The 14,860-nt window shown below is 62.3% G+C and carries 10 protein-coding genes and 4 tRNA genes; 13 read left to right on the top strand and 1 reads right to left on the bottom strand.

Annotation, left to right across the window (positions count from 1 at the left end; genetic code table 11):
* The first annotated feature begins 360 nt into the window (after nt 1–360).
* From AC1Q7H_RS16725 to rplL, 11 genes are all read left to right on the top strand, one after another.
* A tRNA-Tyr gene (locus AC1Q7H_RS16725) sits at nt 361–446 on the top strand.
* A 51-nt stretch (nt 447–497) separates the two neighbouring features.
* Nucleotides 498–571, top strand: a tRNA-Gly gene (locus AC1Q7H_RS16720).
* Between the two features lie 37 nt (nt 572–608).
* Nucleotides 609–683: transfer RNA gene (locus AC1Q7H_RS16715), tRNA-Thr, on the top strand.
* A 45-nt stretch (nt 684–728) separates the two neighbouring features.
* Complete coding sequence (tuf, locus tag AC1Q7H_RS16710; protein WP_010810470.1) at nt 729–1,919, top strand: elongation factor Tu; 1,191 nt, start codon at nt 729–731, stop codon at nt 1,917–1,919.
* 84 nt (nt 1,920–2,003) lie between these two features.
* Nucleotides 2,004–2,079, top strand: a tRNA-Trp gene (locus AC1Q7H_RS16705).
* Nucleotides 2,080–2,138: 59 nt separating this feature from the next.
* Nucleotides 2,139–2,519, top strand: a complete 381-nt coding sequence (secE, locus tag AC1Q7H_RS16700; RefSeq protein WP_013958264.1) for a preprotein translocase subunit SecE — start codon at nt 2,139–2,141, stop codon at nt 2,517–2,519.
* A gap of 10 nt (nt 2,520–2,529) precedes the next feature.
* A complete protein-coding gene (gene nusG, locus AC1Q7H_RS16695) occupies nt 2,530–3,111 on the top strand; it encodes a transcription termination/antitermination protein NusG (protein WP_010810468.1) in 582 nt (193 codons plus the stop codon).
* A gap of 159 nt (nt 3,112–3,270) precedes the next feature.
* Nucleotides 3,271–3,702, top strand: a complete 432-nt coding sequence (rplK, locus tag AC1Q7H_RS16690) for a 50S ribosomal protein L11 (RefSeq protein ID WP_010810467.1) — start codon at nt 3,271–3,273, stop codon at nt 3,700–3,702.
* Nucleotides 3,703–4,398: a 50S ribosomal protein L1 gene (rplA, locus tag AC1Q7H_RS16685; protein WP_013958262.1), complete on the top strand. Its 696-nt coding sequence runs from the start codon at nt 3,703–3,705 to the stop codon at nt 4,396–4,398.
* Between the two features lie 423 nt (nt 4,399–4,821).
* Nucleotides 4,822–5,343, top strand: coding sequence for a 50S ribosomal protein L10 (rplJ, locus tag AC1Q7H_RS16680; protein WP_010810465.1), 522 nt, complete (start codon nt 4,822–4,824; stop codon nt 5,341–5,343).
* Between the two features lie 69 nt (nt 5,344–5,412).
* On the top strand, nt 5,413–5,787 hold the full coding sequence (gene rplL, locus AC1Q7H_RS16675) for a 50S ribosomal protein L7/L12 (RefSeq protein WP_010810464.1): 375 nt from the start codon (nt 5,413–5,415) through the stop codon (nt 5,785–5,787).
* Between the two features lie 158 nt (nt 5,788–5,945).
* Here rplL and AC1Q7H_RS16670 read toward each other — a convergent pair whose 3' ends face one another.
* Nucleotides 5,946–6,326 carry a hypothetical protein gene (locus AC1Q7H_RS16670; protein ID WP_162097553.1) on the bottom strand — a complete coding sequence of 127 codons (381 nt, stop codon included), beginning with the start codon at nt 6,324–6,326 and terminating at the stop codon, nt 5,946–5,948.
* Here AC1Q7H_RS16670 and rpoB point away from each other — a divergent pair.
* Together rpoB and rpoC are read left to right on the top strand one after the other, a co-directional pair.
* Nucleotides 6,207–10,313 carry a DNA-directed RNA polymerase subunit beta gene (rpoB, locus tag AC1Q7H_RS16665; RefSeq protein WP_492320446.1) on the top strand — a complete coding sequence of 1,369 codons (4,107 nt, stop codon included), beginning with the start codon at nt 6,207–6,209 and terminating at the stop codon, nt 10,311–10,313. The two genes, AC1Q7H_RS16670 and rpoB, sit on opposite strands and share 120 nt — an antisense overlap.
* 125 nt (nt 10,314–10,438) lie before the next feature.
* Nucleotides 10,439–14,686, top strand: a complete 4,248-nt coding sequence (gene rpoC, locus AC1Q7H_RS16660) for a DNA-directed RNA polymerase subunit beta' (protein WP_013958259.1) — start codon at nt 10,439–10,441, stop codon at nt 14,684–14,686.
* Nucleotides 14,687–14,860 lie beyond the last annotated feature (174 nt).

Genomic DNA, 14,860 nt, shown 5'->3' with positions numbered 1-14,860 from the left:
AACAGGTCCGTGAAACAGCTCCGCGCCGATGATAGTGCGGATACCCGTGTGAAAGTAGGTCATCGCCAGGCTCTTATTCCCAAAACCCCTCGACAGCGTGTGCTGCGAGGGGTTTTGTTTTTTCCGGCCGTCGCCGCGCGTGGCCCCGCGGCCCTGCCAGGCCGCCTCAGAGCCTCCAGGAGCCGCGCTGGAAAGCCCCTATAGGGTGAGAACGCAGAAATCTAAACTGCGCTTGTGGGAGCGATCAGGCGGTTCAAGCGCCACGCTGGAACGCCTTCCCTGGTCTGCCCAAGTACAGCATCCGCAACGGAAAGTGCTTGACAGGCAAGGTGAGAAGCCCCATAATCGATAGTTCTCTGCGGAGAGGTGCCCGAGTGGCTAAAGGGGGCAGACTGTAAATCTGTTGGCTTACGCCTACGCTGGTTCGAATCCAGCCCTCTCCACCAGAATGCAAGACAGCAGCCGGCAGTGCCGGTGAAGAAGCAGGAAAGAACCGGGCGGGTGTAGCTCAATGGTAGAGCAGAAGCCTTCCAAGCTTACGACGAGGGTTCGATTCCCTTCACCCGCTCCAGTCGCGCGGTTGCTGTCAGAGTAGTACGTCAAGTTTCGCCCATGTGGCTCAGTGGTAGAGCACTCCCTTGGTAAGGGAGAGGTCGGCAGTTCGATCCTGCCCATGGGCACCAAATACCACGCACTGGCAATATCGCTACCGAGACAGGAGTCGCGAAATGGCAAAGGAAAAGTTCGAGCGGACCAAGCCGCACGTGAACGTTGGCACGATTGGTCACGTTGACCATGGCAAGACCACGTTGACGGCAGCGATCGCTACGGTGCTGGCAGCCAAGTTCGGCGGTGCCGCCAAGAAGTACGACGAAATCGACGCAGCGCCGGAAGAAAAGGCACGCGGTATTACCATCAATACCGCCCACGTCGAGTACGAAACGGCCAACCGCCACTACGCGCACGTTGACTGCCCGGGCCACGCTGACTATGTGAAGAACATGATCACGGGTGCCGCCCAGATGGACGGCGCAATCCTGGTTTGCTCGGCCGCTGACGGCCCGATGCCGCAAACGCGCGAGCACATCCTGCTGGCGCGTCAGGTTGGCGTGCCTTACATCATCGTGTTCCTGAACAAGTGCGACATGGTGGACGACGCTGAACTGCTCGAGCTGGTCGAGATGGAAGTTCGCGAGCTGCTGAGCAAGTACGAGTTCCCCGGCGACGACACCCCGATCATCAAGGGTTCGGCCAAGCTGGCGCTGGAAGGCGACAAGGGCGAGCTGGGCGAAGTGGCCATCATGAACCTGGCCGACGCACTGGACACCTACATCCCGACGCCGGAGCGTGCCGTTGACGGTACCTTCCTGATGCCGGTGGAAGACGTGTTCTCGATCTCGGGTCGCGGCACCGTGGTGACCGGCCGTATCGAGCGCGGCGTGGTGAAGGTCGGTGAGGAAATCGAAATCGTCGGTATCAAGCCGACGGTGAAGACCACCTGCACCGGCGTGGAAATGTTCCGCAAGCTGCTGGACCAGGGTCAAGCCGGCGACAACGTTGGCCTGCTGCTGCGCGGCACCAAGCGTGAAGACGTCGAGCGCGGCCAGGTGCTGTGCAAGCCGGGTTCGATCAAGCCGCACACCCACTTCACCGGCGAGGTGTACATCCTGTCGAAGGACGAAGGCGGCCGTCACACCCCGTTCTTCAACAACTACCGCCCGCAGTTCTACTTCCGTACCACCGACGTGACCGGCTCGATCGAGCTGCCGAAGGACAAGGAAATGGTCATGCCGGGTGACAACGTGTCGATCACCGTCAAGCTGATCGCCCCGATCGCCATGGAAGAAGGCCTGCGCTTCGCTATCCGTGAAGGCGGCCGTACCGTCGGCGCCGGCGTCGTGGCAAAGATCCTCGACTAAGTTGTTTGATAGCGAACGCGGCACCAACCGGCCGCGTTCGTTGCCAGAAGGGGTTGGCGCCAGCGCCGGCCCCACAGTTGTTTTAGGGGTATAGCTCAACTGGCAGAGCGTCGGTCTCCAAAACCGAAGGTTGGGGGTTCGATTCCCTCTGCCCCTGCCAAATCAATCAGCCGCGTCGCGAAGAGCAATCGTGACGCGGCTTAGTCTCGTTTGCGAAACATGGCCAATCCCAATGTTGAAACCGTGAACGCCAGCAGCGGCAAGTGGATGCTTGGCGTGGCGGTGCTGCTGGTGGTTGCGGGCGTCATCGGTTTCTATGCACTGGCACAGCAACCGTCTTATGTACGTGGCGCCGCACTGTTCGGTGGTATTGCACTGGGTATCGTGGTTGCACTGGTGTCTGTACCAGGCAAGGACTTTATCGGGTTCGCCAAGGAATCGTATCGGGAAGTTCGCAAGGTCGTCTGGCCGACGCGCAAGGAAGCCGGGCAAATGACGGGGCTGGTCTTCGTCTTTGTCGTCGTCATGGCGCTGTTCCTGTGGTCGGCTGACAAGCTCATCGAGTGGGTCGTCTTCTCGCTCGTGCTGGGCTGGAAATAAGAGGTAGCACATGACGGATAACGCTCAGCAGGAAACCACCGCGCCGGAATCGCCTTCGTCGAAGAAGCGCTGGTATGTCGTGCATGCCTACTCCGGCATGGAGAAGAGCGTGCAGCGCGCGCTGCAGGAGCGCATCGAACGCGCCGAGATGCAGGACAAGTTTGGCCGCATCCTGGTGCCGTCCGAAGAAGTCGTGGAAATCAAGGGCGGCCACAAGTCGGTCACGGAGCGTCGTTTCTTCCCGGGCTATGTGCTGGTGGAAATGGAAATGACCGACGAGACCTGGCACCTGGTGAAGAACACCAGCAAGGTCACCGGTTTCGTGGGCGGCGCCCGCAACCGCCCGAGCCCGATTTCGCAGCGCGAAGTCGACAAGATCATGACCCAGATGCAGGAAGGGGTCGAGAAGCCGCGTCCCAAGACGCTGTTCGAAGTGGGCGAAATGGTGCGCGTCAAGGACGGCCCGTTCACCGACTTCAACGGCAACGTGGAAGAAGTGAACTACGAGAAATCGCGCCTGCGCGTCTCGGTCACGATCTTCGGGCGTGCCACGCCGGTCGAGCTCGAGTTCGGCCAGGTCGAGAAGGTTTAAGGAATTTGCCGGCTGCGGCCTGAAAGGGCGGCAACTGGCAACGGCGACGCCCCGGTGGCGGCGCCAAGAGGAGCGTGAGGCCGTGCCGAAGGTGCGGCGACAGCGCGTTACGACTCAACAGGATCGCATCCCGAAAGGGCGATCCGGATTGGAGTAGAGATGGCCAAGAAGATCATTGGCTTTATCAAGCTGCAGATTCCGGCTGGTAAGGCAAATCCCTCCCCGCCCGTTGGTCCCGCACTGGGTCAGCGTGGTCTGAATATCATGGAGTTCTGCAAGGCGTTCAACGCCCAGACCCAGGGTATGGAACCCGGTCTGCCGGTGCCGGTGGTGATTACCGCCTTCGCCGACAAGAGCTTCACCTTCGTGATGAAGTCGCCCCCGGCGACCGTGCTGATCAAGAAGGCAGCTGGCATCACCAAGGGTTCGCCGAAGCCCCATACCGACAAGGTTGGCAAGATCACCCGCGCCCAGGCTGAAGAAATCGCCAAGGCCAAGAACGCTGACCTGACCGCCGCCGACCTGGACGCCGCCGTGCGTACCATCGCCGGTTCGGCTCGTTCGATGGGCATCACCGTGGAGGGTCTGTAAATGGCTAAGGTTTCCAAGCGCGTCGCCGCCAACAAGGCGAAGATCGAGCGTACCAAGTTCTACCCGATCGACGAGGCCCTGGGCCTGGTGAAGGGCTGCGCTTCGGCGAAGTTCGACGAGTCGATCGACGTGGCTGTGCAGCTGGGCATTGACGCCAAGAAGTCGGACCAGGTGGTTCGTGGTTCGGTGGTGCTGCCCGCAGGTACCGGCAAGTCGGTTCGCGTGGCTGTGTTCGCCCAAGGCGAAAAGGCCGAAGCCGCCAAGGCCGCCGGTGCTGACATCGTCGGCATGGAAGACCTGGCTGAGCAAGTCAAGGCCGGCAACCTGAACTTCGACGTCGTGATCGCTTCGCCGGACACGATGCGTATCGTCGGTACGCTGGGCCAGATCCTGGGCCCGCGCGGCCTGATGCCGAACCCGAAGGTCGGTACCGTGACGCCCGACGTGGCCCAGGCCGTGAAGAACGCCAAGGCTGGTCAGGTGCAGTTCCGTGTCGACAAGGCCGGTATCATCCACGCCACCATCGGCCGCCGCTCGTTCGAAGACGCAGCGCTGAAGAGCAACCTGTCCGCACTGCTGGAAGCCCTGGTGAAGTCCAAGCCGGCTACGAGCAAGGGCGTGTACCTGCGCAAGATCGCCGTCTCGTCCACCATGGGCGTTGGCGTGCGCGTGGAACAAGCTTCGCTGTCGGCCTGAGCTGACGGCATGGGCTGACCGGACCCGATAACACCGGTCGGCCACGAATTGAAGATCCTGGCGTTAGCGGGGATCGGCTCCGGACCTGGTTCTGTCAAGCGGCGGGACAAGGATAGGGAGCAAGGCTTTGGGCAGTGGCGGCAGCCGGACACATGGTGTTCAGGCAGTCGCCGCTGGTTATCAAAGACCGCTGGTGTCCACATGACCGCAGTCAGGCATGCGGGCTTAATCGGCCGGGACGTACAGGCAGGGCCAGGTGCCGTGCATGACCAACCCCGGGCAACCAGCGCAGATGGCGCACCCGAAGGGATTGATGAATCCGGGCCTGTCCCGGGTGATTCGGGCCAATCGGACGCCGTTCGTTTGTGCTGACGTGAAGACTCCGGTATTGCCGGAGGGCTAGCGTCATTTTGGAGCTTAACCGTGCCACTCAATATTGAAGATAAGAAGGCCGTCGTTGCTGAGGTTTCGGCGCAAGTCGCCAAGGCCCAGACCATCGTCGTGGCCGAATATCGCGGCATTACGGTTGGCGATCTGACCAAGCTGCGTTCCACCGCTCGGCAGCAAGGCGTGTACCTGCGTGTTCTGAAGAACACGCTGGCCCGCCGTGCCGTCGAAGGTACGCCGTTTGCAAGCCTCGCAGAGCAGATGACCGGTCCGCTGATCTACGGTATTTCCGAAGATGCAGTGTCGTCGGCCAAGGTTCTGAACGACTTTGCCAAGACCAACGACAAGCTGGTCCTGCGCGCTGGGTCGTATGACGGCAAGGTTCTCGACGCTGCCGCCGTGAAGGCGCTGGCATCGATCCCGAGCCGCGACGAACTGATTGCTCAGCTGCTGGGCGTGATGCAGGCACCGGTGTCGGGCTTCGCCCGTCTGCTGGCTGCACTGGCTGCCAAGAACGCCGAAGGCGCTCCCGCGGAAGCGGAAGCTGCTGGCGCCTAAGGCAATCCAGGCCTCGCATCGAAAGATCGCATTACCGATACCGAATCAAATCTAGTAGGAGTATTTCAAATGGCAATCACCAAAGACGACATCCTGGAAGCCGTTGGCGCGATGTCCGTGATGGAACTGAACGACCTGGTCAAGGCGTTTGAAGAGAAGTTTGGCGTGTCCGCCGCTGCCATGGCCGTGGCAGCTGCCCCGGGCGCCGGCGGTGCCGCCGCTGCTGAAGAGCAGACCGAGTTCAACGTGATCCTGGCCGAAGTCGGCGCCAACAAGGTTGGCGTGATTAAGGCTGTTCGCGAAATCACCGGCCTGGGCCTGAAGGAAGCCAAGGACCTGGTCGATGGCGCACCGAAGCCCGTCAAGGAAGGCGTGGACAAGGCTGCAGCTGCCGAAGCCAAGAAGAAGCTGGAAGACGCTGGCGCAAAGGTCGACGTCAAGTAAGGCATTGCTCGCGTGCCCTTCCGGCACGCGGATGGGGCTGGCAAAGGGAAATTCCCGGCGCCAGCCTTTTTGCGCTTGTGCGAAAGTGTTTTGAGAAGCACTCTTCGCGCCAAAAAGTGATGTTTGCGAGCCCCGGTGCCTTTGGGCATGCCGGAGTCTCAGCAGAGGCCAAACATCAGTGGCACACTAAGGGGTTGCTGCTGATGTTTGTCTTCTGAACCGACTGCAGAAGACAAGTTTGGTCGGGTGTCCCCCGGGCGAGTACAGGCGTTGCGCTTGATGCGACGACCACACCGCCCGCAGCGTGCGGACACCGTCAGCCAGAGGTTGGTAGCGGCCAACCGCCAAATCCCCTCCCAGTCGCTGAACACCTCAGGTCCGGCCAGGTCCAGCCAGCCCTGCGATGATTCGGAGATCCCATGGCGTACAGCTTCACCGAAAAGAAGCGCATTCGCAAAAGTTTTGCGAAGCGCGCGACGGTACATCAGGTTCCATTCCTGCTTGCCACCCAGATTGAATCCTACACTCAGTTCTTGCAAGCGGAAACGCCGACCGCGCGTCGCAAGACCGAAGGCCTCCAGGCCGCTTTCAACGCAATCTTCCCGATCTCCTCGCATAACGGGCTTGCCCGTATGGAGTTCGTCTCGTATCACCTGTCCAACCCGCCGTTCGACGTCAAGGAATGTCAACAGCGTGGCCTGACCTTCCACTCGGCGCTGCGCGCCAAGGTTCGCCTGATCATCAACGATCGCGAGAATCCTGGCAAGGTCAAGGAAGTGAAGGAGCAGGAAGTCTACATGGGCGAAATCCCGCTGATGACTTCCACGGGTTCGTTCGTCATCAACGGCACCGAGCGTGTCATCGTCTCGCAGCTGCACCGCTCGCCGGGCGTGTTCTTCGAGCACGACAAGGGCAAGACCCACAGCTCGGGCAAGCTGCTGTTCTCGGCACGTATCATCCCCTACCGCGGTTCGTGGCTGGACTTCGAGTTCGACCCGAAGGACATCCTGTACTTCCGCGTCGACCGCCGCCGCAAGATGCCGGTGACGATCCTGCTGAAGTCGATCGGCCTGACCCCGGAACAGATCCTCGCGCACTTCTTCGTGTTCGACAACTTCACGCTGCAGGCCGAAGGCGCGCAGCTGGAGTTCGTGCCCGAGCGCCTGCGCGGTGAAGTCGCGCGCTTCGACATCGCCGACAAGAACGGCCGCGTGGTGGTCGAGAAAGACAAGCGGATCAACGCCAAGCACATCCGCGACCTGGATTCGGCCGGCACCAAGCTGATCAGCGTGCCGGAAGACTACCTGCTGGGCCGCGTGCTGGCCAAGAACATCATCGACCCGGATACCGGCGAGGTGATTGCCAACGCCAACGACGAACTCACCGAAACGCTGCTGGAAAACCTGCGCGAAGCCGGCGTCAAGCAGATCCAGACCCTGTACACCAATGACCTGGACCAGGGCCCGTACATGTCGCAGACCCTGCGCGTGGACGAGACCGCCGACCAGACCGCTGCGCGTATCGCGATCTACCGCATGATGCGCCCGGGCGAGCCGCCGACCGAGGAAGCCGTGGAAGCGCTGTTCCAGCGCCTGTTCTACAGCGAAGAGTCGTACGACCTGTCGCGCGTTGGCCGCATGAAGGTCAACAGCCGCCTGGGCCGCCCCACCGGCGAAGGCGCCATGGTGTTGCAGGACGAGGACATCCTCGAGACTATCAAGATCCTGGTCAACCTGCGCAACGGCAAGGGCGAGGTCGATGACATCGACCACCTGGGCAACCGTCGCGTGCGTTGCGTCGGCGAACTGGCCGAAAACCAGTTCCGCGCCGGCCTGTCGCGCGTGGAGCGTGCCGTCAAGGAACGTCTGGGCCAGGCCGAGACCGAGAACCTGATGCCGCACGACCTGATCAACTCGAAGCCGATCTCGTCGGCGATCCGCGAGTTCTTCGGTTCGTCGCAGCTGTCGCAGTTCATGGACCAGACCAACCCGCTGTCCGAGATCACGCACAAGCGCCGTGTCTCCGCACTGGGCCCGGGCGGTCTGACGCGCGAGCGCGCCGGCTTTGAAGTCCGTGACGTGCACCCGACCCACTATGGCCGCGTGTGCCCGATCGAAACGCCGGAAGGTCCGAACATTGGTCTGATCAACTCGCTGGCACTGTATGCCCGCCTGAACGAATACGGCTTCCTGGAAACGCCGTACCGCAAGGTGGTCGACAGCAAGCTGACCGACCAGGTCGACTACCTGTCCGCGATCGAGGAAGGCAAGTACGTGGTGGCGCAGGCTAACGCGACCGTTGACGCCGACGGCAACCTGACCGACGAACTGGTGTCGGCGCGTGAAGGCTCCGAGCGTGAAACCCGCATGGTCACGCCGGACCGCGTGCAGTACATCGACGTGGCACCGTCGCAGATCGTGTCGGCCGCTGCCTCGCTGGTGCCGTTCCTGGAACACGATGACGCGAACCGTGCACTGATGGGCGCCAACATGCAGCGCCAGGCCGTGCCTTGCCTGCGTCCGGACAAGCCGCTGGTCGGCACCGGCATCGAGCGTACCGTTGCGGTCGACTCGGGTACGGCCGTGCAGGCGATGCGTGGCGGCGTGGTCGACTACGTCGACGCGATGCGTATCGTGATCCGCGTGAACGACGACGAAGCCGTTGCCGGTGAAGTCGGCGTGGACATCTACAACCTGATCAAGTACACGCGCTCGAACCAGAACACCAACATCAACCAGCGTCCGATGGTCAAGGTTGGCGATATCGTTGCCCGCAACGATGTGATCGCCGACGGCGCCTCGACCGACCTGGGTGAACTGGCCCTGGGCCAGAACATGCTGGTGGCGTTCATGCCGTGGAACGGCTACAACTTCGAGGATTCGATCCTGATCTCGGAGCGTGTGGTGGCCGAAGACCGCTATACCTCGATCCACATCGAGGAACTGTCGGTCGTTGCCCGCGACACCAAGCTGGGACCGGAAGAAATCACGCGCGATATCTCGAACCTGGCCGAGGCCCAGCTGGCTCGCCTGGACGAGTCGGGCATCACCTACATCGGCGCTGAAGTCGAAGCCGGTGACGTGCTGGTGGGCAAGGTCACGCCGAAGGGCGAGACCCAGCTGACCCCGGAAGAGAAGCTGCTGCGCGCGATCTTCGGCGAGAAGGCTTCGGACGTGAAGGACACCTCGCTGCGCGTGCCGTCGGGCATGAGCGGCATCGTGATCGACGTCCAGGTCTTCACCCGCGAAGGCGTGACGCGCGACAAGCGTGCCCAGTCGATCATCGACGACGAACTGAAGCGCTACCGCCTGGACCTGAACGACCAGCTGCGTATCGTGGAAGGCGACGCGTTCCAGCGTCTGGAGCGCCTGCTCATCGACAAGACCGTCAACGGCGGTCCGAAGAAGCTGGCCAAGGGTGCCAAGATCACCAAGGAATACCTGGCGGACATCGACAGGTACCACTGGTTCGACATCCGTCCGGCCGACGAGGAACTGGCTGCCCAGCTGGAAGCCGTCAAGGAAGCCATCGAGCAGAAGCGCCACGAGTTCGACCTGGCCTTCGAAGAGAAGCGCAAGAAGCTCACGCAGGGCGACGAACTGCCGCCGGGCGTGATCAAGATGGTCAAGGTGTACCTGGCCGTCAAGCGCCGCCTGCAGCCTGGCGACAAGATGGCAGGCCGTCACGGCAACAAGGGTGTCGTGTCCAAGATCACTCCGATCGAAGACATGCCCTACATGGCCGACGGCACGCCTGCCGACATCGTGCTGAATCCGCTGGGCGTGCCTTCGCGGATGAACGTGGGTCAGATTCTCGAGACCCACCTGGGCTGGGCCGCGCGCGGTCTGGGCGAGCGCATCGGCAACATGCTGAAGGCGCAAGCCAAGGCAGCCGAAGTGCGCAAGCTGCTCACGCAGATCTACAACGAGAGCGGCAAGGTCGAAGACCTCGACAGCCTGTCGGATTCGGAAGTCCTGGAACTGGCCGAGAACCTGAAGAAGGGCGTGCCGTTCGCGACGCCGGTGTTCGATGGTGCGCATGAGGACGAAATCCGCCGCATGCTGGACCTCGCCTATCCGGAAGAGATCGCGAAGGAGAAGGGCCTGACGGCTTCCAAGCAGCAGGTCACGCTGTTCGACGGCCGCACCGGCGAGGCGTTCGAGCGTCCGGTCACGCTGGGTGTGATGCACATGCTGAAGCTGCACCACCTGGTCGATGACAAGATGCACGCGCGTTCCACCGGCCCGTACTCGCTGGTGACGCAGCAGCCGCTGGGTGGTAAAGCCCAGTTCGGTGGCCAGCGTTTCGGTGAGATGGAAGTTTGGGCACTGGAAGCCTACGGCGCGTCGTACGTGCTGCAGGAAATGCTGACGGTCAAGTCCGATGACGTGAACGGCCGTACCAAGGTGTACGAGAACATCGTCAAGGGCGAGCACTCGATCGATGCCGGCATGCCGGAATCGTTCAACGTGCTGGTGAAGGAAATCCGCTCGCTGGGTATCGACATCGACCTCGATCGCTACTGATCGGGCAGGTGAGGGGAGCCGGTTGCGGCCGGTTCCCCGTCGACACTACAGGCGAAGGATTTCCCACAGGATGAATGCCATCGACCCGGACCAAATCCGGGGCGGTGGCGAAACAAGGAGTTGCAATGAAAGCATTGCTCGATCTCTTTAAGCAGGTACAGCAGGAAGAGCAGTTCGACGCGATCAAGATCGGCCTGGCCTCGCCCGAGAAGATCCGTTCGTGGTCGTACGGCGAAGTCAAGAAGCCGGAAACGATCAACTACCGTACCTTCAAGCCGGAACGCGACGGCCTGTTCTGCGCCAAGATCTTTGGCCCGATCAAGGACTACGAGTGCCTGTGCGGCAAGTACAAGCGCCTGAAGCACCGTGGCGTGATCTGCGAGAAGTGCGGCGTTGAAGTGACGCTGGCCAAGGTGCGCCGCGAGCGCATGGGCCACATCGAACTGGCCGCGCCGACCGCGCACATCTGGTTCCTGAAGTCGCTGCCGTCGCGCCTGGGCATGGTCCTGGACATGACGCTGCGCGACATCGAGCGCGTGCTGTACTTTGAAGCATTCGTGGTGATCGAACCCGGCATGACCCCGCTCAAGAAGAGCCAGATCATGTCCGAAGACGACTACCTGGCGAAGTGCGACGAGTACGGCGAGGGCGAGTTCGTCGCCATGATGGGTGCCGAGGGCATCCGTGAGCTGCTGCGCGGCATCGACATCGAGAAGCAGATCGAACAGATCCGCGCCGAGCTGCAGGCCACCGGCTCCGAAGCCAAGATCAAGAAGTTCGCCAAGCGCCTGAAGGTGCTCGAGGCCTTCCAGCGTTCGGGCATCAAGCCCGAGTGGATGATCCTCGAAGTGCTGCCGGTGCTGCCGCCCGAGCTGCGCCCGCTGGTGCCGCTGGACGGCGGCCGCTTCGCGACCTCGGACCTGAACGACCTGTATCGCCGCGTCATCAACCGTAACAACCGCCTCAAGCGCCTGCTGGAGCTGAAGGCGCCTGAAATCATCGTGCGCAACGAAAAGCGCATGCTGCAGGAAGCGGTTGACTCGCTGCTGGACAACGGCCGTCGCGGCAAGGCGATGACTGGCGCCAACAAGCGTCCGCTGAAGTCCCTGGCTGAAATGATCAAGGGCAAGGGCGGCCGTTTCCGTCAGAACCTGCTGGGCAAGCGCGTCGACTACTCGGGCCGTTCGGTCATCGTGGTGGGCCCGACCCTCAAGCTGCACCAGTGCGGCCTGCCCAAGCTGATGGCGCTCGAGCTGTTCAAGCCCTTCATCTTCCACAAGCTGGAAACGATGGGCATCGCCACCACCATCAAGGCGGCGAAGAAGGAAGTGGAAAGCCAGACCCCGGTGGTGTGGGACATCCTCGAAGAGGTGATCCGCGAGCACCCGGTGATGCTGAACCGTGCGCCGACGCTGCACCGCCTGGGTATCCAGGCGTTCGAGCCGGTGCTGATCGAAGGCAAGGCCATCCAGCTGCACCCGCTGGTCTGCGCGGCGTTCAACGCCGACTTCGACGGTGACCAGATGGCTGTTCACGTCCCGTTGTCGCTGGAAGCGCAGATGGAAGCTCGCACGCTGATGCTGGCTTCCAACAACGTGCTGTTCCCGGCCAACGGCGACCCGTCGATCGTGCCGTCGCAAGACGTGGTGCTGGGTCTGTACTACACGACCCGCGACAAGATCAACGGCCGCGGCGAGGGCATGACCTTTGCCGACATCAGCGAAGTGATCCGCGCCTACGAGAACAAGGAAGTCGAACTGGCTTCGCGCGTGAACGTGCGTATCACCGAGTATGAGCTGGTCGACAAGGACGCCGAGGGCGACGCCCGCTTCGCACCCAAGATCACGCTGCAGGCCACCACGGTCGGCCGCGCGATCCTGTCCGAGATCCTGCCCAAGGGCCTGCCGTTCTCGGTGCTGAACAAGCCGCTCAAGAAGAAGGAAATCTCGCGCCTGATCAACACCGCGTTCCGCAAGTGCGGTCTGCGCGAGACCGTGATCTTCGCCGACAAGCTGCTGCAGTCGGGCTTCCGCCTGGCAACCCGCGCCGGTATCTCGATCGCCATCGACGACATGCTGGTGCCGCCGCAGAAGGAAAAGATCATCGCCGAGGCCTCGGCCAAGGTGAAGGAATACGACAAGCAGTACATGTCGGGTCTGGTGACCGACCAGGAACGCTACAACAACGTCGTGGACATCTGGGGCGCCGCCGGCGACCAGGTGGGCAAGGCGATGATGGAGCAGCTCCAGCACGAAGACGTGGTCGACCGCGAAGGCAAGACCGTGAAGCAAGAGTCGTTCAACTCCATCTACATGATGGCCGACTCGGGCGCACGGGGTTCCGCCGCGCAGATCCGCCAGCTGGCCGGTATGCGTGGCCTGATGGCAAAGCCGGACGGCTCGATCATTGAAACGCCGATCACGGCGAACTTCCGTGAAGGCCTGAACGTTCTGCAGTACTTCATCTCGACCCACGGCGCACGTAAGGGCCTGGCCGATACGGCACTGAAGACCGCGAACTCGGGTTACCTGACCCGTCGTCTGGTCGACGTGACGCAGGATCTGGTTGTGGTGGAAGACGATTGCGGCACCTCCAACGGCGTGGCCATGAAGGCCCTGGTCGAAGGCGGTGAAGTGATCGAAGCCCTGCGCGACCGTATCCTCGGCCGTGTGACCGTGGCCGACGTGGTGAACCCTGAAACCCAGGAAACCGCGATCGAAGCCGGCACGCTGCTGGATGAAGACCTGGTTGAGCTGATCGACAACATCGGCGTGGACGAAGTCAAGGTCCGCACCCCGCTGTCGTGCGACACGCGCTACGGCCTGTGCGGCAAGTGCTACGGCCGCGACCTGGGCCGCGGCGTGCTGGTGAACTCCGGCGAAGCGGTTGGCGTGATTGCCGCCCAGTCGATCGGTGAGCCGGGCACGCAGCTGACCATGCGTACGTTCCACATCGGTGGTGCGGCATCGCGTGCGGCAGTGGCGTCGAGCGTGGAAGCCAAGGCAACCGGTACCGTGCGTTTCACGGCGACCATGCGTTACGTCACCAATGCGAAGGGCGAACTGATCGTCATCTCGCGTTCGGGCGAGGCGCTGATCACCGACGACCACGGCCGCGAGCGCGAACGCCACAAGATCCCGTACGGCGCCACGCTGCTGGTGCAGGACGGCCAGGCCATCAAGGCTGGCACGCAGCTGGCCACGTGGGACGCGCTGACTCGCCCGATCGTTTCGGAATACACCGGCACGACCAAGTTCGAGAACGTCGAAGAAGGCGTGACCGTCGCCAAGCAGATGGACGAAGTCACCGGCCTGTCGACCCTGGTGGTGATCGACGCCAAGCGCCGCACGGCTGCAACCAAGGGCATCCGCCCGCAGGTGAAGCTGCTCGACGCCAGCGGCCAGGAAGTGAAGATCCCGGGCACGGACCATTCCGTGACCATCGGCTTCCAGGTCGGCGCGCTGATTACCGTGAAGGATGGCCAGCAGGTGCACGTGGGTGAAGTGCTCGCGCGTATCCCGACCGAATCGCAGAAGACCCGCGACATTACCGGTGGTCTGCCGCGTGTGGCCGAGCTGTTCGAAGCGCGTTCGCCGAAGGACGCCGCCGTGCTGGCGGAAGTCACCGGCACGACCTCGTTCGGCAAGGACACCAAGGGCAAGCAGCGTCTGGTCATTACCGACCTGGACGGCAATGCCCACGAGTTCCTGATCGCGAAGGAAAAGCAGGTGCTGGTGCACGACGGCCAGGTGGTGAACAAGGGCGAAATGATCGTGGAAGGTCCGGCGGACCCGCACGACATCCTGCGCCTGAAGGGCATCGAAGAGCTGGCGCACTACATCGTGGACGAAGTCCAGGACGTGTACCGTCTGCAGGGCGTGAAGATCAACGACAAGCACATCGAAGTGATTGTTCGTCAGATGCTGCGCCGCGTGCAGATCGCCGATGTCGGCGACACCAAGTTCATCCCGGGTGAACAGGTGGAGCGTTCGGAACTGCTCGACGAGAACGACCGCGTGATCGCCGAAGGCAAGCGTCCGGCCACGTACGAGAACCTGCTGCTGGGTATTACCAAGGCGTCGCTGTCGACCGACAGCTTCATCTCGGCGGCATCGTTCCAGGAAACCACGCGCGTGCTGACCGAAGCCGCGATCATGGGCAAGACCGACGACCTGCGTGGTCTGAAGGAAAACGTGATCGTCGGCCGTCTGATCCCGGCCGGTACCGGCCTGGCCTACCACCGCGCCCGCAAGGCGCGCGAGGCCTCCGAGCGCGAACGCGCCCAGGCGATCGCCGAAGAAGAGCAGTCGCTCTTCATCGAGCCGGCGCCGGTGGTGCAGGCGACGACCGAAGGCGAAGGCGACAACGTCTGATCGCAGTAAGCTGTTTGCCGCCGCAAGGCGGCCCGAAAGCCCGGCTGATCCAGCCGGGCTTTTTTTTCGTCTGCACGCGGCGTTTGCTTTCGTGAGAAACGTCGCAGAGTTTGCCCTGCGGTCGCTGAAGCCGGGTCCCTTAGTGGTATGGTTACGGCTTTTCCGGCTTCAGCA

The organism is Cupriavidus sp. GW823-FHT06D04 (assembly GCF_058795055.1).
This window is presented reverse-complemented; position numbering and strand designations above follow the sequence as displayed.

Bases quoted from the DNA above. Each gene is read 5' to 3' on its own strand.
- tuf (WP_010810470.1), top strand. From the start codon at position 729: ATGGCAAAGGAAAAGTTCGAGCGGACCAAGCCGCACGTGAACGTTGGC.
- secE (WP_013958264.1), top strand. From the start codon at position 2,139: ATGGCCAATCCCAATGTTGAAACCGTGAACGCCAGCAGCGGCAAGTGG.
- nusG (WP_010810468.1), top strand. From the start codon at position 2,530: ATGACGGATAACGCTCAGCAGGAAACCACCGCGCCGGAATCGCCTTCG.
- rplK (WP_010810467.1), top strand. From the start codon at position 3,271: ATGGCCAAGAAGATCATTGGCTTTATCAAGCTGCAGATTCCGGCTGGT.
- rplA (WP_013958262.1), top strand. From the start codon at position 3,703: ATGGCTAAGGTTTCCAAGCGCGTCGCCGCCAACAAGGCGAAGATCGAG.
- rplL (WP_010810464.1), top strand. From the start codon at position 5,413: ATGGCAATCACCAAAGACGACATCCTGGAAGCCGTTGGCGCGATGTCC.
- rpoB (WP_492320446.1), top strand. From the start codon at position 6,207: ATGGCGTACAGCTTCACCGAAAAGAAGCGCATTCGCAAAAGTTTTGCG.
- rpoC (WP_013958259.1), top strand. From the start codon at position 10,439: ATGAAAGCATTGCTCGATCTCTTTAAGCAGGTACAGCAGGAAGAGCAG.